Raw genomic sequence first — 21,151 nt, 5'->3', positions numbered from 1 at the left:
ACGCGGTACGGCGCGCACGGTGCGTGGGGACTCAGGCGACGCCTTCGGGGCTGGCGCCCTCGACCTCCACGCCGTCCGCGGCGATGCGCTCGATCTCCGCCAGCTCCTCCTCGCTCAGGGAGATGCCGGCGGCAGCCGCACTCGCCTCGATGTTGCGGCTGCTGCGGGCGCCCACCAGCGCCACGTCGACACGGGCGAGCACCCACGCGATCGCGAGCTGACTGACACTGTGGCCGCGGGCCTCGGCGAACTCCGCCAGCCGGCGCACCACGGCGACGTTCCGGCGCAGCGCCTCCCCGGTGAAGGCGGTGGCCCGGCCGCGCCAGTCGCTCTCCTCGAAGCGGGTGTTCTCGTCGAATCGTCCGGTGAGCAGTCCGCTGGCGAGTGGACTGTAGGCGAGTACGCCGATGCCGTGTTCCCGGGCGTAGGGCAGGATCCCGTGCTCGATGCCCCGGCGGAAGAGGTGATAGGGCGGCTGCAGGGTCTCCACGGGACGTACGGCCGCGAACTCCTCCATCTGCCCGACGTCGTAGTTGGAGACCCCGATGTGGCGCAGCTTCCCCTCGTCGGCCATCTCCTGCAGCGCAGCGGCGGTCTCCGCCGCGGGAACCCGCGGGTCGGGCCAGTGCACCTGGTACAGGTCGATCGTCTCCACGCCCAGGGCCCGCAGGCTCTGCTCGACGCCTTCGCGCAGGAACGCGGGCGAGGCGTCGCGTGTCACGCCCGCCGTCGGCAGGGGGCGGATTCCGCCCTTGGTGGCGATCACGACGCTGTCCCGGTCCCGGGCCAGATCCTCGCGCAGCGCCTCGCCCAGCAGCCGCTCCGAGACACCGAAGCCGTAGGCCTGAGCCGTGTCGAAGAAGTTGACGCCCAGCTCGCGGGCGTGCCGGATGGCGCGTTTCGCGGCGTCCTCGTCGAACGAGCCCCATTCTCCGCCCAGCTGCCAGGTGCCGTACGCGACGCGGGAGACGTTCAGGCCGGTGGCTCCCAGAGTGGTGGTCTGCATGCGTGCGCTCCTCACCTCGCGGCAGTGGACGTCTCAAGCCTCACGTGCCCGCTGCCATCCGTCCAATAGAAGAAAGTGAACGGATTCAGCGACTAGGCTTCTCAATCGTGGAACTACGGCACCTCGAATACTTCGTCACCGTGGCAGAGGAGCGGCACTTCACCCGTGCCGCCGAGCAGCTGATGGTCTCCCAGTCGGGACTCTCCGCCTCCATCCGCGCACTGGAGCGGGAGCTGGGCGCGAAACTGTTCGTACGCACCACGCGCAGCGTCGAGTTGACCGGGCCGGGCCGGGCGCTGCTGAGCGAGGCCACCCGGACCCTCGCGAGCGTACGGGCGGCCAGGGAGGCTGTCGCCGCCGTGCAGGGTCTCCTGCGAGGCACCCTGTCGGTGGGGACCGAGCAGTGCATCGCCGGTGTGAACGTGCCCGAACTGCTGGCGCGCTTCCGGGAGGAGCACCCCCAGGTGGAGATCCGGCTGCGCCAGGCAGGCTCGGCCCAGCTGGCCGAGGCCGTCGCCGCCGGGCGGCTCGACCTGGCGTTCGTGGCCCTGTGCGGCCCGCCGCCTCAGGGCGTACGGCTGCTGCCGCTGACCGAGGAGCCCCTGATCCTGCTCTGCCATCCCCGGCACACGCTTGCCGCCGGGGCGGAGGCCCGGTGGGCGGACCTGAAGGGTGAAGCGCTCGTCGACTTCCAACTCGACTGGGGAGTACGTCAGTTGACGGAGAAGACGTTTGCCGCCGCCGGCCTGGAGAGACAGGTCGCCCTGGAGGTCAACGATGTCCACAGCATGATCGAACTGGTGCAGCAGGGGCTCGGTGTCGCCGTCGTGCCGCGTCACTTCGCGCGCAAGCCCCAGGCGTCCGGACTGCGTGCGGTGCCGCTGACGGACGGACCCGCTCCCGTGTGGGAGGTCTCGGTCGCCCTGCCGGCGGGAGACGCGGCCGGCCCGGCCGCCCGGAAACTCTGTGCCTACCTGGACGTGACGCCCGACGCCGGCACCTGACGCCGAGTGAGGGAGCGTCCCGCAGGAGCGGGGCGCCCGCCTCGTCGTGCCCCGTTGCCGTCCGCAACCCACCGGTGCCACGCGGGTGTTGCCTTGTTGACCGCCCACCGCCCGGCCAAGAGGATCGGTGGTTCGGCAGCGCCGGGGCATCTCTGCTCACCCGGCGCACCGTGTCCGTGCCACTCCGGTGCCCGGGAGGACCGATGACCCCTGCAGACCCCGCCCCCGCTTCCGAGGCGGACGCCGCGACACTGCACGCCGCGACACCGGACGCCGTCCCCGGACCCGTCACCCACCCCCACCCCCTCTCCCGGACGGCGAGGCTGTCGAGGCGCCGCTTCCTGCAAGGCACTGCCGGTGCCGCAGCCACCGGTGCCGTCATGGCAGGCGGAGCAGGCACAGCCGCTGCGGCCACGCCCGGTGCCGCGCCGCGCAGCGCGGCCCCCGCCTCCTCCAGGGTCACGCTCTCCTTCACCGCGGCCACCAACGGTGCCGCCACTCTCGCGCCCGGCGGCGACCGGCTCGTCGCAGAGGTCCAGAACGTCCTGTGGTCCGTGCCCCGGCGGGGCGGCGGCCGCGCCGTCCCTCTCACGAAGCCCGAACTGGAGCCGACGCGCCCGCAGTTCTCCCCGGACGGCGAGCAACTCGTCGTCTGCGCCTACCGGGGCGGCGGCTTTCACCTGTGGACCATGCGCCCCGACGGCTCCGGGCTGCGCCGGCGCACCGACGGCCCGTGGGACGACCGCGGTCCGGCCTGGTCGCCCGACGGCACCCGCATCGCCTTCTCCTCCGAGCGGGACGGCGACACGGTCACCGGAAGCCCCTACCGGATCTGGGTGCTCGACGTCCGCACCGACACCCTCACCCGCCTGACGGGCCTGCCCGGGCAGGACGGCCCCTCGCAGGAGGGAGCCTGGGAGGACTTCGACCCGACCTGGTCCCCGGACGGCCGGCGGGTGCTGTTCGTGCGGGCGGCCACCGTCGAGGGCGAGGAGGGCCCGGTCCTGCAGGCCCGCACGATCGCCTCCGTACGGGCCGACGGCGCGAGCGCGGTACGCACCGAGTACGGCGAGGAGAGCGAAGCAGAGGTCATGACCCCTGCCGTCTCGCCGGACGGACGTCTCGCCCATCTCCGCACCACCGCGGCCCCGTCCGCGTCGTGCACCCTGGTCGTGGACGGCGAACCCCTGGGCGTGGACGGCGAAGTGCTGCCCGTGCCTCCCCGCTGGGTCTCCTCCGACGCCCTGCTGCTCACCGTCGACGGGCAGTTCAGCATCGTGAGGACCGAGGAGCCCGGCGACGCCGAGCGCATCCCCTTCAGCGCCACGGCCTCCGTGGAGCGGCCGGGGTACCGCGTCAAGGACTACGACTTCGACCCGGGCGGCGGCAGCCGTGCCGTACGGTCGCTCCACCTGCCCGCCCTCTCGCCCGACGGCCGCCGGGTGGCCTTCGCGGCACTCAACGCCCTCTGGATCGCGGAGACTTCGGGCCACGGGCGGCCGCGGAAGATCCTGCAGGCGACTGCTACGCGCTACCCGCTCGCCCCCACCTGGACTCCCGACGGCCGCGGCCTCGTCTACTCCGACGACCGGGACGGGCTGTTCGCCGTGTACCGGCGCGACCTGCGCTCCGGGAAGGAAGAAGTCCTCTCCCGCGGCGGACGCGTCTTTCCGGTCGTCTCACCGGACGGCACGAAGCTCGCCTGCCTCGACATGGTGGGCAACCTGATCGTCCGTGACCTGCGAGCCGGGACGGAGAGAATCCTCGCCGAACCCCTCGGCGCCGCCGGACTGCCCGGCAGACCCAGCTGGTCGCCCGACGGCCGCCATCTCGCACTGTGCGACCGCAACCGCCTCAACCAGCGCTTCCGCGAGGGCTACAACCTCATCCGCGTCGTCGCCGCCGACAGCGGGGACGACCGGCTCCACCCCGTCGCCCCCCACACCTCGCTCTCCGACCGGTACGACAGCGGCCCCGTCTGGTCACCGGACGGCCGCCACCTCGCGCTGGTCAGCGAGTCGGCGCTGTGGCTGCTGCCCGTCCGTCCCGACGGCACCCCCGACGGCGAGCCGCGCCGCCTGACCGACGAGAGCGCCGACCACCCCTCCTGGTCGGGGGACTCGCGCACCCTGCTCTACCTCTCCGCCGGCAGGCTGCGCAGCCTCGATGTCCGCACGGGCGACGCCCGCACCGTGCATGTGCGGCTGCACCACCGGCGTCCCCGGGCCCGCGACACCGTCGTACACGCGGGGCGGCTCTGGGACGGCACGGGGGAGACGGTGCGCGAGGAGGTCGACATCCTGGTGCGGGACGGCCGCATCCACGCCGTCGCTCCGCACCGTGCCCGGCGTGCGGCGGCCCGCCGCATCGACGCCGGCGATCGCACCGTCCTGCCGGGCCTCTGGGACTCCCACACCCATCCCTGGCAGAGCACGTACGGAGGACGGCAGACCGCCACGCAGCTCGCGTACGGCATCACCACCGCCGTCGCTCTCGGCGGCTTCGCCTACGAGCAGGCCCGCATCCGCGAAGCCGTCGCGCACGGCAGCCTCGCCGGGCCCCGGCTGCTGACCACCGGCGAACTGCTCGACGGCCCCCGCGTCGCCTACAGCATGGGACGCGCGCACAGCACCCGGGACGGCCTGCGCCGTTCGCTGGAGCGTGCGGAAGGACTCGGCTGGGATTTCGTGAAGACCTACGTACGTGCCCCCGGCTGGATCATGTCGCAGGCTGCGGAGTTCGCACACGAGCGTCTGGGAGTCCGGGCGGGCAGCCACCTGTGCACGCCCGGCGTGCAGCTGGGCGGAGACGTGACCACGCATCTGCAGGCCACGCAGCGCCTGGAGTTCGGGCACGCCACCACCGCGACAGGGCACGCGTTCACGGACGTCGAGGAGATCTACACCGCCGAGGGCGCCCGCTTCCACCTCATCGCCACCCCCTTCTCGGCCGTTCCGCTGCTGGGCGCGGACCCCGGGCTCGCCGGCGACCCGAGGGTGACGCGGATGATGCCGCCCTGGGACACCGCCGCCGTCGCGGACCTCGCCGCTCACCCGCCCACGGACGCCCAACTGGCCACGCTGGCACGGGAGACGGACATCTACCGGCGTGTGCTGGACGCCGGCGGGCTCATCGCCCTCGGCACCGACCAGCCGCTCGTGCCCGTCGGTCTTCACCTCCACATCGCGCTGCGCGCACTCCACCGGGGCGGCCTCTCGGCAGCCGCGGCGCTGCGTACGGCGACGGTGATGCCGGCGCGCGTCTTCGGCGCCGAGGACGACCTGGGCACGGTCGAGGAGGGCAAACTCGCCGATCTCACCCTCGTCGACGGTGACCCCTTCACGGACTTCGACGACCTCGTCCGGACGGTCTCCGTGGTACGGGGCGGCGAACTGTTCGAACAGTCCGCCCTCGTCGACGCCTTTCCCCCGCCAGGCGGCGAAGGGGCGGGCAGGCGCAAGGACGGGGACGGAGACACGGCGGCGCCGGACTGGCGGAAGGTGAGCAGGCAGCTGCGCCGGGAGGGCTGCTGCGACGCCGGCGTGTGACGACCGGGCACCCCGCGCCGACAGGACGTCAGCCCCGGGGCGCCCCGCGGACGGGCTGGTTGACTGGGGGAGTGGACTGCATCTTCTGCGAGATCATCGACGGCCGGCGCGGGGCCCACCGCGTCTTCGAGGACGAGGACGTGGTGGCCTTCCTCGACGCCAGGCCCCTCTTCCCCGGGCACACGCTCGTGGTGCCGCGCCGTCACCACGAGACGCTGACCGACCTGCCGGCGGAGACGGTGGGCGGCTTCTTCGCCCGCGTGCAGCGGATCACCGCGGCCGTGGAGTCCGCCATGGAGTCGGCCGGTTCGTTCGTCGCGGCCAACAACAGGGTCAGCCAGTCCGTACCGCACTTCCACGTCCACGTCGTGCCCCGCAACCGGAAGGACGGCCTGCGCGGCTTCTTCTGGCCGCGCAGCCGTTACGCCGACGAGGCAGAGGCCGAGGACGTCGCCGCCCGGCTGCGCTCGGCGCTGGAGAGCTGACCAGGCACGTCACGGCGGCACGCGGACACCTCCCCCCCCTCGGGGTCCGGGCCGGAATTCGGGCCGCGGCCGGGACTCCGGCCCCGTGTCCCGGCCGCAGCCGCAGCGCCGGGCAGCCGTTGCTCGCCGACGCCGACGCCGACGCCGACGCCGCAGGCGGACGGACACTCGTCAGTGCCGCGCTCCGGAGCCTGCGGGCGAACGCCGAAGAGGCGCCGGACTGCGCCTACTTGGCGTCCGCGTAGCACTCCACGACGGCAGTGCTGAACGGGAACCTGACCGGTGTCCCGCCGAAGGCGGCGCGGCCCGCCCGCTCTCCAGCCGTGCTGATCGCCTTCCGTACCTCTTCCGCCTCGGCCGCCGGACAGTGCACGATCACCTCGTCGTGCTGGAAGAAGACCAACTCCGCTTCGAGGCCGGTGAGTTCCTGGCGCAGCGCGGCCAGCATCAGCACCGCCCAGTCCGCGGCACTGCCCTGCACGACGAAGTTCCGCGTGAACCGTCCCCGTGCCCGCGCTGCCGCCGCAGTGCCCGCCCCGGTGGGGGACTCGGGGACCTCGCCGCCGCCCTCCCACGCCGCCCCCTCATCCGCGCCGTCCCCGGTGGCTCCCGACCCCGCCGGAGGGCATGTGCGTCCCAGGTGCGTACGCACCAGGCGTCCTTCCTCGCCCGCCCGTGCCGCGTCGTCCACGTACGCGACCGCCAGCGGGAAGCGCCGCCGGAGCGCCGCGAGGTTCCTCAGCCCGTCTCCGCTGGTCTGGCCGTACACCGCCCCCAGCAGCGCCAGTTTGGCCTGGGCGCGGTCCCCGGAGAAGGCGTGCCGCGAGAGCGCCGTGTACAGGTCCTGGCTGCTCCCGGCCACGGCCATGAGACCCGGGTCGCGCGAGACGGCGGCGAGTACGCGCGGTTCCATCTGGTCGGCGTCGGCGACCACGAGGCGCCATCCGGGGTCCGCGACCACCGCGCGCCGCACCACCTTCGGGATCTGAAGTGCGCCGCCCCCGTTGGTCGTCCAGCGGCCGGAAGCGGCACCGCTCGGAACGTACTCGGCGTGGAACCGCCCGTCGCGCACCCAGGAGCGCAGCCACGACCAGCCGTGCGCGGTGTAGAGCCGGTAGAGCTTCTTGTAGCGCAACAGCGGCTCCACCGCCGGATGTTCCACGTCGCGCAGCTCCCATGCCCTGGTCGAGGAGAGCCTGACGCCCGCACGCGCGAAAGCCCGCAGCACGTCCGCCGGGAGGTCGGGCCGCACCCGTTCGCCCGGCCCGAAGGCCCGGGAGACCTCTTCCTCCAGCTCGGCCAGCCGGCGGGGGAGCCCTCCGCCGCCGTAGCGCTCGCCGAGCAGTTCCTCCAGCAACTCGCGGTGCACGTCGGCACGCCAGGGGACTCCGGCGCGTCCCATCTCGGCAGCGACCAGCGTCCCCGCGGACTCGCCCGCCAGCAACAGCCGTATTCGTTCCGGGTGCCGGGACGCCGACGTACGTTCCAGCTGCCGGGCGTACACCTCCAGCAGCGCGGTCATCGCGTCGACGCCCTCCGGCAGGGGAACGGGACCGGCGTCGAAGAGCGACGGCTCCGGGTCCGCCTCGCGGGAGGTGCCGGGAGGATCCGGGGGTACGGGAAGGCCGCGCAGCCGGGCCCACGCGGCAGGCAGTGAACGCGGCGCGCCCGCCAGCCCTTCGTGTCCGAGCAGCAGGGCCTCCGCCGCCTCCACGTCGTAGCACCGCTCGACCCGTACACCGGCGTCCAGCAGCCGCGGGTAGACCGCCGCCGTCGAGCGCCACACCCAGCGGCTCACGTCCGGCCTGGCACGTACGGCTGCGGCCGGCGATTCCTCCGTGCGCATGGCGCCGGCCGCCCTGCCCGCGCCGTCGAGCGGGCAGACCAGGGCGCGGCCGTCGGCGCTCTCGGCGAGCGCCCAGCGGGCCGGTGTCCCCGGCTCCGTCCGGCCGCCCCCGGCCGCTTCCGGGCCCGGAGCGACCGCGCGCCGCTGGTCGACCGTCATGCCGGGGAGTCTCGCAGGAGCCTCTGACACCCCCCCCCGCTCTCCCGGCGCTCCTGCCCGCGCACCCGTGCGCCCCGCCGTTCCGACGGGACGCACGAGCCGGAGGACGCCGGCCAGGCCGAAGAGGCCGACGGGACCGACGGGACCGACGAGACCGAGGAGACCGAGGAGACCGAGGAGACAGAGCACCGGTATCCGGAGCCCCGCCTCCCGGGGGACCCGTCAGCGCACGGCCTTGATCAGCTCCCCTTCCGCGGTGTCCCCGCTCAGCTCCCACACGAACGAACCGCCGAGCCCCTTCTCGCGCGCCCAGTCGGTCTTGCTGCCGACGGTCTCCGGAGTGTCGTAGCTCCACCACTGGTCCCCGCAGTGTGCGTACGCGGTGCCCGCGACCGAACCGGTCGACGGGCAGCGGTCCTTGAGGACTTCGTAGTCCTCGATGCCCTGCTCGTACGTCCCGGGCGCCGCGCCGGTGGCGCTGCCGCCCGGCTCGGCCTGGCTCACACCGCTCCAGCCGCGTCCGTAGAACCCGAGCCCGAGCAGCAGCTTGCCGGGAGGTACGCCCATGCCGGTCAGCTTCTCCACCGTCGAGGCCGCGTCGAAGCCGTCCTTGGGGATGCCCTTGTAGGCCGTCAGCGGCGAGTGGGGAGCGGTGGGGCCTTGGGCGTCCCACGCGCCGAAGTAGTCGTACGTCATGGGCAGATACCAGTCGACGTACTGGGCGGCGCCCGCGTAGTCGGTGGCCTCCAGCTTGCCGCCCGCCGAGGCGTCGGCGGTGATCGCGGCCGTGACGAGCCTGTCGCCGCCGAATTCCGCGCGGAGCGCCCTGACCACATCCGTGAAGGCCTGCGGGCCGCTCTCGTCACAGGTCAGGCCGCAGGCGTTGGGGTACTCCCAGTCGATGTCGATGCCGTCGAACAGCCCTTCCCAGCGGGGGTCGTCGAGCAGCTGGCGGCAGGAGTCGGCGAACGCCTCCGGATTCTTCGCCGCCTCGGCGAAGCCGCCGGACCAGGTCCAGCCGCCGAAGGACCACAGCACCTTCAGCTGGGGGTGCTTGGCCTTGAGCTTCAGCAGCTGGTTGAAGTTGCCGCGCAGCGGCTGGTCCCAGGCGTCGGCCGTGCCGTCGACGCTCTGTTCGGCGGTGTAGGCCTTCTCGTAGTCGGCGAACGCGTCGCCGACGGTGCACTTCCCGCCTTGGACGTTGCCGAACGCGTAGTTGATGTGCGTGAGTTCGGCGGCGGACCCGGATGTGTCGATGTTCTTCACGTGGTAATTGCGCTGATACACGTCCCAGTTGGCGAAGTAGCCCACCAACTTGCCGTCGGCGGCTGGGCGTTGCGCGTCCTGGCCGACGGGGGACGGCTCCGGTGCGGCTGCTGCCGCACCTGCGCCGCCGAAGGAGAGCGTGGCGGCCATCAGGGTCGCACAGCAGGCGGCGAGCAGCCCGCCGAGGCGCCGCCGGGCGGAACGTGTGCGTCTTGGCCGAATCGGTGCGAACAGTCCGGTCATGTTTCTCCCTCGCGAAAGTCGGTGGGATCCGCTGCGTCGGCGCAGCGGCGGAACGGAGGAGGCGTGGGGAAGGGAAACGGAGCACAGGGCAGGCAAGTGCGGAGAAGCTTCGCGCCGGAATCTAGAAGGACTAGACCAGTGAGTCAATGGTTCGAACTAATCCTTCCGAGGTTGCCGTGGTGAAAACGCCCCCGTATCCCGCCGCACCCGCGCTTTCCGCCCCTTCCTGCCCGTGACGGCTTGCCGCTGATCGGGCATACTCTTTCCGCCGCAGCCGCTGGTCAGCCGACGTCGCAACCCGGCACGGCACCCTCGCGGCAAGCGGTCCACCGGTCCCGGCTCCGGCAGCGGACCGGCCACGGCGGCGCCACCACACCCCGGTCCGTCGCCGCAGCCCCCGACAGGAGGAGAGCGTCGTGATGCCCGAATACGGACCGCAGCCGGTGGAGCGGCAACTGCCCACCCAGGAGGCCCGCGATCTGCTGGCCCTCGTACGTGAACTCGTCCAGCGGGAGATCCGCCCGCGCGCAGCCGAGGAAGAGGCATCGGGGCACTTCCCCCGCGACGTCTTCGCCCTGCTCTCCCGGTCGGGACTGCTCGGCCTCCCGTACTCGGAGGAGTTCGGCGGCGGGAACCAGCCCTACGAGGTCTATCTGCAGGTCGTGGAGGAGCTGGCCGCCGCCCGTCTGACCGTCGGACTCGGCACCAGCGTCCACACGCTCGCCTGCCACGGGCTCGCCGTCTTCGGCAGCAAGCAGCAGCGCACCGACCATCTCCCGGCCATGCTCGGCGGCGGAACGCTCGGTGCGTACTGCCTCTCGGAGCCCGCGTCCGGTTCGGACGCCGCCTCCCTGCGCACGCGCGCCCGTCAGGACGGCGAGGACTGGGTCCTCGACGGCACCAAGGCGTGGATCACCCACGGCGGCGTCGCCGACTTCTACACGGTCCTGGCCCGTACGGGTGACGAGGGTCCCCGCGGCATCTCCGCCTTCCTCGTACCGGGCGGCGCGGACGGCCTCAGCGCCGCCCCTCCCGAACGCAAGATGGGCATGAACGGTTCACCCACCGCGCAGCTCCACTTCGACGGCGTACGCGTCAGCGACGCCCGACGGATCGGGGAGGAGGGCCAGGGCCTGACCGTCGCACTGTCCGCGCTGGAATCCGGACGGCTGGGCATCGCGGCCTGTGCCGTGGGTCTCGCTCAGGCGGCCCTCGACGAGTCCCTTGCGTACATGCAGGGGCGCGAGCAGTTCGGGCGTCCCCTCACCGACTTCCAGGGCCTGCGCTTCATGCTCGCCGACATGGCCACCCAGATCGAGGCCGGGCGGGCGCTCTACCTCAGCGCCGCGCGGCTGCGGGACGCAGGCCGGCCCTTCTCCCGGGAAGCGGCGATGGCCAAGCTCTTCTGCACGGACGCCGCGATGCGTGTGACCACGGACGCCGTCCAGCTCCTGGGCGGCTACGGCTACACCACCGACTTCCCGGTGGAGCGGTACATGCGTGAGGCGAAGGTGCTCCAGATCGTCGAGGGAACGAACCAGATCCAGCGCATGGTCATCGCCCGGCAGCTCGCGGGTCCCGAGAACAGACGCCGGCCGTAGCACCGACGGACGGCGCGGGCGGCAGCCGCGAAGCGCGGCGCTGCCGGCGCACGGCGGACGCGGGAAGCGGTGTCACTCCGCTTCCCGCACGTCGTCGACCACCTTCTTGTCGAGCGCGGCACGTACCAGTCCCGCGGCCAGACGCGCGCAGTCGCGTTCGGCGACCAGCGAGCTCAGCCGCTCGGGTGACCCGGGCAGCCCCAGCCGCTCGGCGCCCTGCAGGGCCTTCCGGCCGAAGTACGGCCTGAACTCCGGCCACACCTCCTGCACTTCGCGCAGGAAGATGTCCACCCCGGTGGGGCCGATGCCCGGCACCTCCCGGAGCCGCTCGTCCGGGTGCGGGTCGTCCCGCAGCCGCCGCAGGTCTCCCCGGTACTCCCTGAGCAGCAGCTCAGCGCCCTCACCGAGCTGGGTGGCGGTCCGCTCGTCGTAGCGCCGGTAGCCGCCCACGCCGAGGGCGTCCACGCGCTGCTGCCAGGTGGCGTCGGCCATTCTGCGGGCGTCCTTCATCCCCGCGTCGGAGAGCGCACGGGAGGACGCGACCGCGATGTCCGCCCGGATCCGTGCGGAGAGCAGATGGGAGAGCACCAGGAGCCGGTAGAGCGGGGAGGGGGTGTCGCGCAGGGTGATGCCCGCCTGCTGGGCGTACGTCTGGCCGTGCCGCTCCAGGAGGGCGCGCACGGTCGCCCGCTCGCCGGTCTGCCGCGACGTCCTGGGCCTCGTCTTCGTCTGTGTCATGAGGGGCCTCACTCGACTGTGTTCGGCTGCTGCGTCAGGGAGTCCGGGTGCCCATCAGCGTGCGGGGGAGTCCTGCGGGCGCGGGCCGGCGGACTCCGGTCACGGGCAGGGCGGCACCGCGCTGCGTGGCGGGCGGGAAGTCCGGCGACGGAGACCGCGGAGGGGCCTACGGAGGCGTGGCCCGGGGAGGAGACCCGACGAGCGCCGGGGCACGGACCGGTACGGCGGCAGGGTCGCTACGCGGAAGACCGTACGCGACAGACCGTACGCAGAAGCCGGTGCGGCGCCAGGATGAGGGCGGTGCGGCCGGGTGGGCACGCTGCCCTCGACGTGCCGGCGCCCGCCTCGCGGGAGATGGGCGCCGAGTCCTCAGCTGTTCGAAGGGACAGTCTGGACAGTCGTTTCAGCGGGTCATCGAACGTCGCTCACACGGACGGGTTCGGGGCGGCCCGCGTGCGAGAAGGGCTGCATCCGCCAGTCCAGACCGGCCGGAAGCGTCAACAGGGCCGTCACATCGTGCTCTTGTCCTCCGTCCTGCCCCATGGGGGCGGCCTCGCTGGCCGGCCGGCCCGAGCCCTGGCAGACCGTCAGCCCGAACGGGTCCCACGGCGAGGCGCACAGTCCGTGCTCGGGAAGTCTGTCCTCCTCGGCGAGCAGTGCGATCGGCTGCCCGCAGTCCGGGCAGGTCACCCGGAAGATGTCGTAGGTCTCGCTGTCGTACGCCTCGGGAGCCGCGTCCTCCTGCACGGCCGCGGCAGCGGCGGACATGGAAGTGCGGACCCGCTTCACAGTGCGCATGCAAATCCCCCTCGGGTGGACCTGCCGGGCATCTCGCCCCCGGCCACACAAGCACTTCCCGTGGCGTCATACGGGTAATCGCCGCACGCCCGGGGACACGGGTGCACGTGTGTGGCCTTGGTCACACCGCGTGCTCCCCCGTGGCTTCCACCATGCGCCCGCTGTGCCTGAACGTGCGCGGCACAGTAGGTTGACGTGCTGTGGAGGAAGTGGACAGGCAAATCGTCGAGCTGCTCGTCAAGGACGGGCGGATGAGCTACACCGATCTGGGAAGGGCCACGGGCCTGTCCACATCGGCGGTGCATCAGCGCGTGCGCCGGCTCGAACAGCGCGGAGTGATCCGCGGCTACACCGCGCTCGTCGACCCCGAAGCGGTCGGCCTTCCGCTGACGGCTTTCATCTCCGTCAAGCCGTTCGACCCGAGCGCGCCCGACGACATCTCCGAACGCCTCGCGGAGGTACCGGAGATCGAGGCCTGCCACAGCGTGGCGGGCGACGAGAACTACATCCTCAAGGTGCGCGTGGGCACCCCCATCGAGCTCGAGCACCTGCTCGCCCGTATCCGCTCGCTCTCCGGGGTGTCCACCCGCACGACGGTCGTACTGTCCACGCCGTACGAGGCGCGTCCTCCCCGGATCTGACGCGACTGCCGACCCGCCCGGCCCCCGCGCAGGAACGGACGGGAGACTGTCGCCATGAGCGAGAGCAACCGGCCCGGTGAGCCCGACAATCACACCGTCCTGCTGCGCGGCGGCGAGATCCACAGCCCCGCGGACCCCTTCGCCACGGCGATGGTCACCGAGGGCGGACGCATCGCCTGGATCGGATCCGAAGGCGCCGCCGACTCGTTCGCCGACGGCGTCGACGAGACAGTCCAGCTGGACGGCGCTCTCGTCACCCCCGCATTCACGGATGCACATATGCACACCACGGCGACCGGGCTCGCGCTGACCGGCCTCGACCTGAGCGGTGTGCCCACCCTTCAGGAGGCGCTCGCCCTCATCGGCGCCTACGCCGCATCCCGCCCGGGCGACACCGTCCTGCTGGGCCACGGATGGGACAGCACGGCCTGGCCCGAGCGCCGTCACCCCACCCGCGCCGAACTCGACGAGGCCACCGGCGGCCGCCCGTGCTACCTCACCCGCACGGACGCCCACTCCGCGCTGGTGACGACCGCGCTCCTCGACCTCGTCCCCGGTGTCCGCGGTCTGACGGGCTTCGCCGACGGTGAGCCGCTGACCCGCGACGCCCACCACGCCGTGCGAGGCAGGGCCCACGGCACCCTGACCGCCGCCCGCCGGGCCGAGGCCCAGCGGGCGGCGCTGGAACACGCCGTCTCACTCGGCATCGGAGCCCTGCACGAGTGCGCCGGCCCCGAGATCTCCTCCGAGGACGACTTCACCGCTCTCCTCGCCCTGGCCGACGAGTTCGACGGGCCCCGCGTACACGGCTACTGGGCGGAGCACGTGACGTCCGCCGCCGGCGCCGCCCGCGTCCGTGCCCTGGGAGCCGCCGGAGCGGCGGGCGATCTGTTCGCCGACGGCTCGCTCGGCTCGCACACCGCACATCTGTCCGCCCCATACGCCGACGCGGAGCACACGGGCGCCTGCTACCTCGACGCCGCCGCAGTGGCCGCCCACGTCGCCGCCTGCACAGAGGCCGGTCTCCAGGCGGGCTTCCACGCCATCGGTGACGCCGCCGTCACCGCCGTGACCGAGGGCGTACGCGCAGCCGCCGAACAGGTCGGAACGGACCGCGTACGCGCCGCCCGGCACCGCGTGGAGCACGCCGAGATGCTCACCGGGCCGACCATCGCCGCATTCGCCGAGTTCGCCCTCACCGCATCGGTGCAGCCCGCATTCGACGCGGCATGGGGCGGCGTGGACGGCATGTACGCGACGCGGCTCGGCACGGCACGTGCCGCGACTCTCAACCCGCTTGCGGCGCTTCTGCGTTCGGGCGTGCCCCTGGCGTTCGGCTCCGACAGCCCTGTCACGCCGCTCGACCCGTGGGGCACGATCCGCGCCGCCGCCTTCCACCGCACGCCCGGCCACCGCATCTCCGTACGCGGCGCCTTCACCGCACACACCCGTGGCGGGTGGCGCGCGGCCGGCAACGACGAGGCGGGCGTCCTCGTTCCGGGCGCACCGGCTGACTACGCGCTCTGGCGCACCGGCGAACTGATCGTCCAGGCCCCCGATACGCGGGTCGCCAACTGGTCGACCGACCCCCGCTCGGGCACCCCCGGCCTGCCCGACCTCACGCCGGGCGCCCAACTGCCCGTCTGTCTGCGGACAGTGGTGGCGGGACGTACCGTCTACAGGCGCCCGAACGAGTGATGTATGCGCGTCATGTGAAGGCGCGTCCCGGCCCTTCAGCCGCTGGGCACGGCGCTGCCCGCGCAGCACTGACCTGCTGATTCGGCGAAACGCCGCAGGTAGCGTCGCTGTTGACAGCCGACGCCCGCAGCCGGGTAGGTTCGGCCAGGTCCACCACAGGACGTCCGGCTTGCCACTCCCTCGCGCAGTCGTCGAACGCCGCTGGGCCAGAGGGTGGTGTACCGCACCGGGACACCACCACTGGGAGCCAGGTCCAGCGCCCACGGCACGGGGGCGGAAGGTTCAGGCTGGCCGGCAGGTGCGACCCGGGTGGGGCCCGGATGCTCAGTAGACAACGGCTCTCGGTCGACTCGCAGCCAGCGGGTCCCAGGTCGGCCCGAAGGGCACCGGGCCCCGACCCGTCGCCCGCGCCGAAGCGGCCGTCGCCGCACCCCCAGGATCCCTCGTCCGTGGCCCACCCCCGCGCCGATGCCGCGAATCCCGCGCACGGCGGCCGGAGCCCGGCCGGGGCGCCGGGGCCCTGCTGATCCGCCCCGCCTCGCGTGCGATGTACGAGCCCACGCAGTCCGCGTTTTCCTCGATGGCATTGCCGACCCACGCCCCGCGGTGACGCCCGGGCGTTATACGGTCACACCACCACCTCACGACCTGCAGGAAGGGCGCGACCGTGCCATCGGGTTCCGACACCACAGCCGCATCCGCCGCGGGCGGCCCGCCCGCCGAGCGGCCGGGCGCCCCCGAAGGGACGCAGCAGCCCCGCAGCCTGCAGGAGGAGGAAGCCGGAAGCAGCTCCGGCACCGCGGACGCCGGCACGCGTGCGGAGCAGCCCACCGCGGAGCCCGCTGAAGCGACGCACGGCGAATCCGCGGCACGCTCCGCCCGGCCGGGGCGTCTGCGGCGCCTCGGCGGCCTCATACGGCGCGAGACCCCCCGCACGGCAGCCGCCGTGGTGGCCGGCGTGGCTCTCGCCCTCGCCTTCCCTCCGTACGGCCTGTGGCCGCTGTCGCTCCTCGCCGTGACCGCGCTCAGCCTGCTCACACGGGGACGCACCGTCCGTCAGGGCGCATGGACGGGTTTCGCGTTCGGCTGGCCGTTCTTCACCGTCCTGCTCAAGTGGCTCCATGTAGTGGGCTGGGACGCGGTGTTGGGGCTCGCCTTCCTCGAAGGGCTCTTCCTTCTGCTGCTCGGCGCCGCTCTCGCCGCCACGTCACGGCTTCCGCTGTGGCCCCTCTGGGGCGCCTGCCTGTGGGTCGCCGAGGAGTGGGCGCGCGACCGTGCTCCCTTCGGTGGTTTCCCCTGGGGCCGCATCGCCTTCGCCAACACCGGCTCGCCCTACACGCCGCTCGCCGCACTCGGCGGCGCGCCGCTGGTCACCTTCGCCGCCGCTCTCACCGGCACCGCGCTCGCGGGGGCCGCCCTGGCGCTGTGGGGTCTGCGCCGCACTGTGCAGTCGGAACGCGTCACCGATCCCGACTCCAGCACTCCCGTTCCGGCGGGCCTCCGCAGCTACGCGAACCTCGTGCCGTTCCTCGGTTCGCTGACGCTGGCCGTCGCCGTCACCGGTGCCGGATACGCCGTCCCCGTGCCCACCGCGGCCGACGACACCGCCGACATCGCCGTGGTCCAGGGCGACGTCCAGCAGCCCGGCATGGAGTTCCTCGGGCGACCCATGAAGATCCTCAACAATCACGTCGATGCGACGCTCGACCTCGCCCGCAAGGTGAAGGCCGGCAAGGTGAAGCAGCCCGAGCTCGTCATCTGGCCGGAGAACTCCTCCGACCTGGACCCGTACAAGTGGCCCGAGGCGGGCGACCGCATCGACCAGGCGGCGAAGGCGATCGGCGTCCCCATCCTGGTCGGCGCTCTCGTCGACCACCCCAGCCGCGAGGGCTACGTGAAGAACCAGGGGATCGTCTGGGACCCGAAGAAGGGGCCGGGCGCCTCCTACACGAAGCAGCACCCCGTCCCCTTCGGGGAGTACGTGCCCTTCCGCGACGAGCTCAGCAAGGTCATCACCCGGCTGCAGCGCATCCCCCGGGACTTCTGGCCCGGCGACCGGACCGGCGTGCTGCAGACCGGCCCCGCCCGTCTGGGTGACGTGATCTGCTTCGAGGTCGCCTACGACGAGATCCCCAGGGACACCGTCAACGCAGGCGCGCGTGCCCTCGTCGTGCAGACCAACAACGCCACGTACGGCAGGACGGGCCAGCCCGAGCAGCAGCTCGTGATGTCCAAGCTGCGCGCCGTCGAGCACGGCCGGGCCGTCGTCACGGCCGCCCCCAGCGGCATCAGCGCCGTCGTCGCCCCCGACGGCACCATCCAGCAGCGCACGCAGGAGTTCGAGCGGGACGTCCTGACCGCGGAACTGCCCCTGCGCGACGACACGACGCTGGCCGACCGCGTCGGCGCCGCTCCGGAGTGGCTGCTCGCTATGGTGGGCGTCCTCTCCTGCGCCGGAGCCTGGTACGCCGGGCGCAGCCGGCCCGGCCGGCAGGCGCAGCAGACGCAGCAGGCACGGCAGAAGCAAGAGGGGCAGCAGTGACGGACGGCGGAGAGCGGCGGCGGTTCGGTCCGCTCGGCAGTGTTCTGGTGATCATCCCGACCTACAACGAGGCCGACAACATCGAGCCCGTCACTGCGCGCGTCCGTGAAGCCGTCCCCGAAGCGCACATCCTCGTCGCCGACGACAACAGCCCGGACGGGACCGGCAAGATCGCCGACGAGCTGGCCGCCGGGGACGACCACATCAAGGTCCTCCACCGCAAGGGCAAGGAGGGCCTCGGCGCCGCGTACCTCGCGGGCTTCCGCTGGGGCATCGACCACGGATACGGCGTGCTGGTCGAGATGGACGCCGACGGCTCGCACCAGCCCGAGGAGCTGCCCCGGCTGCTCACCGCCCTGAAGGGCGCCGACCTGGTGCTCGGTTCCCGCTGGGTGCCCGGCGGACGGGTCGTCAACTGGCCGCGGTCGCGCGAGGTCCTCTCCCGTGGCGGAAGCCTCTACTCGAGAGTGCTCCTCGACCTCCCGCTGCGGGACATCACCGGCGGCTACCGCGCCTTCCGCAGCGAGACGCTTCAGGGCCTGGGAATCGACGCCGTGGCCTCCCAGGGGTACTGCTTCCAGGTGGACCTCGCCCACCGGGCCGTGAGAGCCGGATTCCACGTCGTCGAAGTGCCGATCACCTTCGTCGAGCGCGAGCGCGGCGACTCCAAGATGAGCCGCAGCATCGCGACGGAAGCGCTGTGGCGGGTCGCCGTGTGGGGTGTGCAGGGCCGGGTGAAGCGACTGCTGGGCCACAGGCACACTTGAACCATGACGAGCCGTGCACCGTTTCCCTACGGGCCCTCCAGCGAGCAGCCGGGCGGCGACGCCTCCGGCCCCAACGGCGGACGTGACCCCGTTCGGCGCTCCCGCGTCGGCAGGTTCCTTCCGCTGGCCGTGGCCGCATGGGCGCTGCTGGAGATCTGGCTGCTGACGCTGGTGGCGGACGCGGCCGGCGGCCTGACCGTGCTCGGGCTGCTCGTCGCGGGTTTCGTGGTGGGAGTCGTCGTCATCAAACGCGCCGGGCGGAGAGCCTGGCGCAGGCTCTCCGAGCGCGTGCAGCAGGCGCAGTCCCAGGCCGCGGGCGGGGCAGCCCGGAGCGAGGCACACGAGCGCGGCGACCGCGCAGGCGGAGGCAACGCCCTCGTGATGCTGGGCGGGCTGCTGCTCATGGTGCCGGGTGTCGTCTCCGACGTCGCCGGGCTGCTGTGCCTCTTCCCGCCGACCGCCGCGCTGATGCGCCGCACCGCGCGGCGCCGCCTGGAGCGCCGCTCGGACTTCGCGCCCGGCAGCTTCGGGGACGCCTACCAGCAGGCCCGCAAGGCGGAGGAACAGATGCGCATCCACCGTCCGGACGGAAAGATCGTCGAGGGTGAGGTCGTCGAGGGCAAAGTCGTGCGGGACGACGATCCGCCCGCACACTGACGAGCGCCCCGTATGGCGGCGCGGCAGGCGCCCGTACAGCAGCACGCGGCCCGGTAACCATGCGAGATGGTCACCGGGCCGCGTCCGTGTTCACGGAGCCGCTGCGCGTCCGACGCTCTGCGGACCGCGCTTCAAGCCGTCAGGCGGACTTGCGCTTGTTGTTTCCGTCCCGCGGGTGGACCGCGAGATTCATCGTGCCGGACCGGAGCACGGCCAGCCGCTCCGCGAGAACCTCTTCGAGCTCCTCGCGGGTGCGCCGTTCCATGAGCATGTCCCAGTGCGTACGCGCGGGTTTGCCCTTCTTCTCCTCCGGTCCTTCGCCGTCCACGAGGAGTGCCTGTGCACCGCACACCTTGCACTCCCACTCGGGCGGGATCTCGGCCTCTACAGAGAACGGCATCTCGAAGCGATGGCCGCTCTCACATGCGTACTCCACGGCCTGGCGCGGTGCCAGGTCGATACCGCGGTCGGTCTCGTAGCTGGTCACCACGAGTCGCGTGCCGCGAAGAGCTCGCTCACTCATGAATTCGTGCCTCCCGGGCTTGTCGCCCACAGGACAGGTATGTCGCTGTCGTCGTCATCTGGTCAACGTCCGGTCGGCGGTGAAGATTCCCGAAACGGGAGATGCGTCGTCCGTCGTGCCGCTCTTGTGATACCCGCCAATGACCGGTTCGTCACAACTGGCAGGAGATGTCACCCAGCGATCTCATCTCCCGGCCGTGCAGTAACGCTCCATCCGGCGAGCCGAGGGCGTACACTACCGGGCCGCCGCCGCATGTCCTAAATCCGCTCCGGCAACGGGTTCCCCGCCGCCTTCGCGGCCCGCTCCACCGGTACCCGCAACAGCAGGACGAAACCGAGAACGAAGAAGACGACAAGAGAGATGATCGCGGCGCGGTAGCTCTCCGTCAGCTGATAGGCGAGACCGAACACGAGCGGTCCCAGCCAGCTCGTACCGCGGTCGCTCACCTCGTACAGCGAGAAGAACTCGGCCTCCTTGCCGGCCGGTACCAGCTGCGAGTACAACGAACGCGACAGTGCCTGGCTGCCTCCCATGACCAGCCCGATCCCGGCGGCCAGGACGAAGAAGAAGACCGGTGCCTCCGCCGGCAGGAAGTATCCCGCCGCGACCGTCGCCGTCCAGGCCACCAGGGAACCCAGGATCGTGCGCTTGGCCCCGTAGCGCCGCGCGAGACGCCCCATGAGCAGGGCCCCGGCCACGGCCAGGACCTGCACGAGCAGGATCGCGGAGATGAGCGTCGTCTGGTCCAGGCCCAGCTCCTCCGAGCCGAAGACCGACGCCTGAGTGATGACGGTCTGCACCCCGTCGTTGTAGACGAGATACGCCAGCAGGAAGAGCATCGTCAGTCTGTAGCGCCGCAGTTCACGCGCCGTCCCGGCGAGCTGCCGCCAGCCGCTGAGCAGCGAGATGCGCTCGCCGGCCACCGCTCCCGGCCGCTCCCGCAGCCGCAGCAGCGGTACGACGGTGAAGACGGCCCACCACACACCCGCCGAGGCGATGCAGATGCGTGCGGCCGAGCCTTCGCTGACGCCCAGCGACTCGTGGCCGAGGAAGAGAGCCAGATTCCCGACGAGGACGATCGAGCCCGCCGCGTAGCCGAACGCCCAGCCGCGCGAGGAGACGGCATCCCGCTCCTCGGGTTCCGCGATCTGCGGTAGGAAGGCGTTGTAGATCACCACGGCCACCGCGAAGGCCACGTTCGCGACCACCAGCAGCGCCCCGCCCAGCAGATAGCGCTCCCCTTCCAGGAAGAACATGCCGGACGTCGCCCCCGCACCCAGGTAGGCGGCCACCCCGAGGATCGGCTTCTTGCGGCCCGTACGGTCGGCTATCGCACCCGCGAGCGGCATCACCAGCACCGACAGCAGGACGGAGGCGGAGACCGCGTAGGCGAAGTAGGAGCCCGCCCGCACCGGGATGCCCAGCGGGTACACGAATCCCTCGGCGTCCGCGGCCGCCTTGGCGATTCCGGTCAGGTACGGCCCGAGGAAGACGGTGAGGACCGTGGTGGAGAAGACCGAGTTCGCCCAGTCGTAGAAGTACCAGCCGCGCTGCTCGCGGCGGCGCTCGGCCGTACCGTCCCCGGCTCCGGCGTCGGTCACGACTGCACTCACAGCAATCCCCCTGCTT

At 72.3% G+C, this 21,151-nt stretch carries 16 protein-coding genes; 9 read left to right on the top strand and 7 right to left on the bottom strand.

Translation table 11 applies throughout. The features are described from left to right. Positions 1-31: 31 nt before the first annotated feature. The gene (locus ACFPA8_RS11870) at positions 32-1,006 is read right to left on the bottom strand and encodes an aldo/keto reductase (protein WP_386446599.1); all 975 of its coding nucleotides are present in this window, start codon (positions 1,004-1,006) and stop codon (positions 32-34) included. Between the two features lie 107 nt (positions 1,007-1,113). Between ACFPA8_RS11870 and ACFPA8_RS11865 the strand changes: the two genes are divergently transcribed. The 3 genes from ACFPA8_RS11865 to ACFPA8_RS11855 all read left to right on the top strand — a co-directional run bounded on the left by ACFPA8_RS11865 (position 1,114) and on the right by ACFPA8_RS11855 (position 6,043). Next, positions 1,114-2,010: a LysR family transcriptional regulator gene (locus tag ACFPA8_RS11865; protein ID WP_386446596.1), complete on the top strand. Its 897-nt coding sequence runs from the start codon at positions 1,114-1,116 to the stop codon at positions 2,008-2,010. Positions 2,011-2,213: 203 nt separating this feature from the next. Then, positions 2,214-5,558: an amidohydrolase family protein gene (locus ACFPA8_RS11860; protein ID WP_386446593.1), complete on the top strand. Its 3,345-nt coding sequence runs from the start codon at positions 2,214-2,216 to the stop codon at positions 5,556-5,558. Between the two features lie 71 nt (positions 5,559-5,629). Further along, positions 5,630-6,043: an HIT family protein gene (locus ACFPA8_RS11855; RefSeq protein ID WP_386446590.1), complete on the top strand. Its 414-nt coding sequence runs from the start codon at positions 5,630-5,632 to the stop codon at positions 6,041-6,043. A gap of 226 nt (positions 6,044-6,269) precedes the next feature. Here ACFPA8_RS11855 and ACFPA8_RS11850 read toward each other — a convergent pair whose 3' ends face one another. Then, positions 6,270-8,048, bottom strand: a complete 1,779-nt coding sequence (locus ACFPA8_RS11850; RefSeq protein WP_386446587.1) for a bifunctional 3'-5' exonuclease/DNA polymerase — start codon at positions 8,046-8,048, stop codon at positions 6,270-6,272. Between the two features lie 222 nt (positions 8,049-8,270). After that, positions 8,271-9,557: a glycoside hydrolase family 18 protein gene (locus tag ACFPA8_RS11845; protein WP_386446584.1), complete on the bottom strand. Its 1,287-nt coding sequence runs from the start codon at positions 9,555-9,557 to the stop codon at positions 8,271-8,273. Positions 9,558-9,976: 419 nt separating this feature from the next. Here ACFPA8_RS11845 and ACFPA8_RS11840 point away from each other — a divergent pair, with 419 nt between their 5' ends. Next, the gene (locus ACFPA8_RS11840; protein WP_386446581.1) at positions 9,977-11,158 is read left to right on the top strand and encodes an acyl-CoA dehydrogenase family protein; all 1,182 of its coding nucleotides are present in this window, start codon (positions 9,977-9,979) and stop codon (positions 11,156-11,158) included. A 72-nt stretch (positions 11,159-11,230) separates the two neighbouring features. Here ACFPA8_RS11840 and ACFPA8_RS11835 read toward each other — a convergent pair whose 3' ends face one another. Both ACFPA8_RS11835 and ACFPA8_RS11830 read right to left on the bottom strand, forming a co-directional pair. Continuing rightward, a complete protein-coding gene (locus tag ACFPA8_RS11835; protein ID WP_386446578.1) occupies positions 11,231-11,896 on the bottom strand; it encodes an HhH-GDP family DNA glycosylase in 666 nt (221 codons plus the stop codon). A gap of 411 nt (positions 11,897-12,307) precedes the next feature. Next, the gene (locus ACFPA8_RS11830; protein WP_386446576.1) at positions 12,308-12,694 is read right to left on the bottom strand and encodes a hypothetical protein; all 387 of its coding nucleotides are present in this window, start codon (positions 12,692-12,694) and stop codon (positions 12,308-12,310) included. 200 nt (positions 12,695-12,894) lie between these two features. Between ACFPA8_RS11830 and ACFPA8_RS11825 the strand changes: the two genes are divergently transcribed. The 5 genes from ACFPA8_RS11825 to fxsA all read left to right on the top strand — a co-directional run bounded on the left by ACFPA8_RS11825 (position 12,895) and on the right by fxsA (position 18,999). Continuing rightward, on the top strand, positions 12,895-13,335 hold the full coding sequence (locus ACFPA8_RS11825; protein WP_386446573.1) for an Lrp/AsnC family transcriptional regulator: 441 nt from the start codon (positions 12,895-12,897) through the stop codon (positions 13,333-13,335). 54 nt (positions 13,336-13,389) lie between these two features. Next, a complete protein-coding gene (locus ACFPA8_RS11820; protein ID WP_386446570.1) occupies positions 13,390-15,033 on the top strand; it encodes an amidohydrolase in 1,644 nt (547 codons plus the stop codon). Positions 15,034-15,700: 667 nt separating this feature from the next. Continuing rightward, positions 15,701-17,575 (top strand): apolipoprotein N-acyltransferase, encoded by a 1,875-nt coding sequence (gene lnt / locus ACFPA8_RS11815; RefSeq protein WP_386446567.1) that lies wholly within the window; start codon positions 15,701-15,703, stop codon positions 17,573-17,575. Then, positions 17,572-18,342, top strand: a complete 771-nt coding sequence (locus ACFPA8_RS11810; protein ID WP_386446564.1) for a polyprenol monophosphomannose synthase — start codon at positions 17,572-17,574, stop codon at positions 18,340-18,342. Before lnt ends, ACFPA8_RS11810 begins: the two co-directional genes overlap by 4 nt. Before the next feature lie 3 nt (positions 18,343-18,345). Further along, complete coding sequence (gene fxsA, locus ACFPA8_RS11805; protein ID WP_386446561.1) at positions 18,346-18,999, top strand: FxsA family membrane protein; 654 nt, start codon at positions 18,346-18,348, stop codon at positions 18,997-18,999. 139 nt (positions 19,000-19,138) lie between these two features. Here the strand turns inward: fxsA and ACFPA8_RS11800 are convergent, their stop codons facing one another. After that, entirely contained in the window at positions 19,139-19,522 is a 384-nt protein-coding gene (locus ACFPA8_RS11800; protein WP_028434437.1) for an RNA polymerase-binding protein RbpA, read from the bottom strand. 257 nt (positions 19,523-19,779) lie between these two features. Next, on the bottom strand, positions 19,780-21,135 hold the full coding sequence (locus ACFPA8_RS11795) for an MFS transporter (RefSeq protein ID WP_386446557.1): 1,356 nt from the start codon (positions 21,133-21,135) through the stop codon (positions 19,780-19,782). Positions 21,136-21,151 lie beyond the last annotated feature (16 nt).

The sequence above is a fragment of the Streptomyces ovatisporus genome (genome assembly GCF_042653885.1).
Lineage (GTDB): Bacteria > Actinomycetota > Actinomycetes > Streptomycetales > Streptomycetaceae > Streptomyces > Streptomyces ovatisporus.
Note: the sequence above shows the minus strand (reverse complement) of the source record. Positions and strands in the feature narration are given on the sequence as shown.

Bases quoted from the DNA above. Each gene is read 5' to 3' on its own strand.
- ACFPA8_RS11870 (WP_386446599.1), bottom strand. From the start codon at position 1,006: ATGCAGACCACCACTCTGGGAGCCACCGGCCTGAACGTCTCCCGCGTC.
- ACFPA8_RS11860 (WP_386446593.1), top strand. From the start codon at position 2,214: ATGACCCCTGCAGACCCCGCCCCCGCTTCCGAGGCGGACGCCGCGACA.
- ACFPA8_RS11850 (WP_386446587.1), bottom strand. From the start codon at position 8,048: ATGACGGTCGACCAGCGGCGCGCGGTCGCTCCGGGCCCGGAAGCGGCC.
- ACFPA8_RS11845 (WP_386446584.1), bottom strand. From the start codon at position 9,557: ATGACCGGACTGTTCGCACCGATTCGGCCAAGACGCACACGTTCCGCC.
- ACFPA8_RS11840 (WP_386446581.1), top strand. From the start codon at position 9,977: ATGCCCGAATACGGACCGCAGCCGGTGGAGCGGCAACTGCCCACCCAG.
- ACFPA8_RS11835 (WP_386446578.1), bottom strand. From the start codon at position 11,896: ATGACACAGACGAAGACGAGGCCCAGGACGTCGCGGCAGACCGGCGAG.
- ACFPA8_RS11830 (WP_386446576.1), bottom strand. From the start codon at position 12,694: ATGCGCACTGTGAAGCGGGTCCGCACTTCCATGTCCGCCGCTGCCGCG.
- ACFPA8_RS11820 (WP_386446570.1), top strand. From the start codon at position 13,390: ATGAGCGAGAGCAACCGGCCCGGTGAGCCCGACAATCACACCGTCCTG.
- fxsA (WP_386446561.1), top strand. From the start codon at position 18,346: ATGACGAGCCGTGCACCGTTTCCCTACGGGCCCTCCAGCGAGCAGCCG.
- ACFPA8_RS11800 (WP_028434437.1), bottom strand. From the start codon at position 19,522: ATGAGTGAGCGAGCTCTTCGCGGCACGCGACTCGTGGTGACCAGCTAC.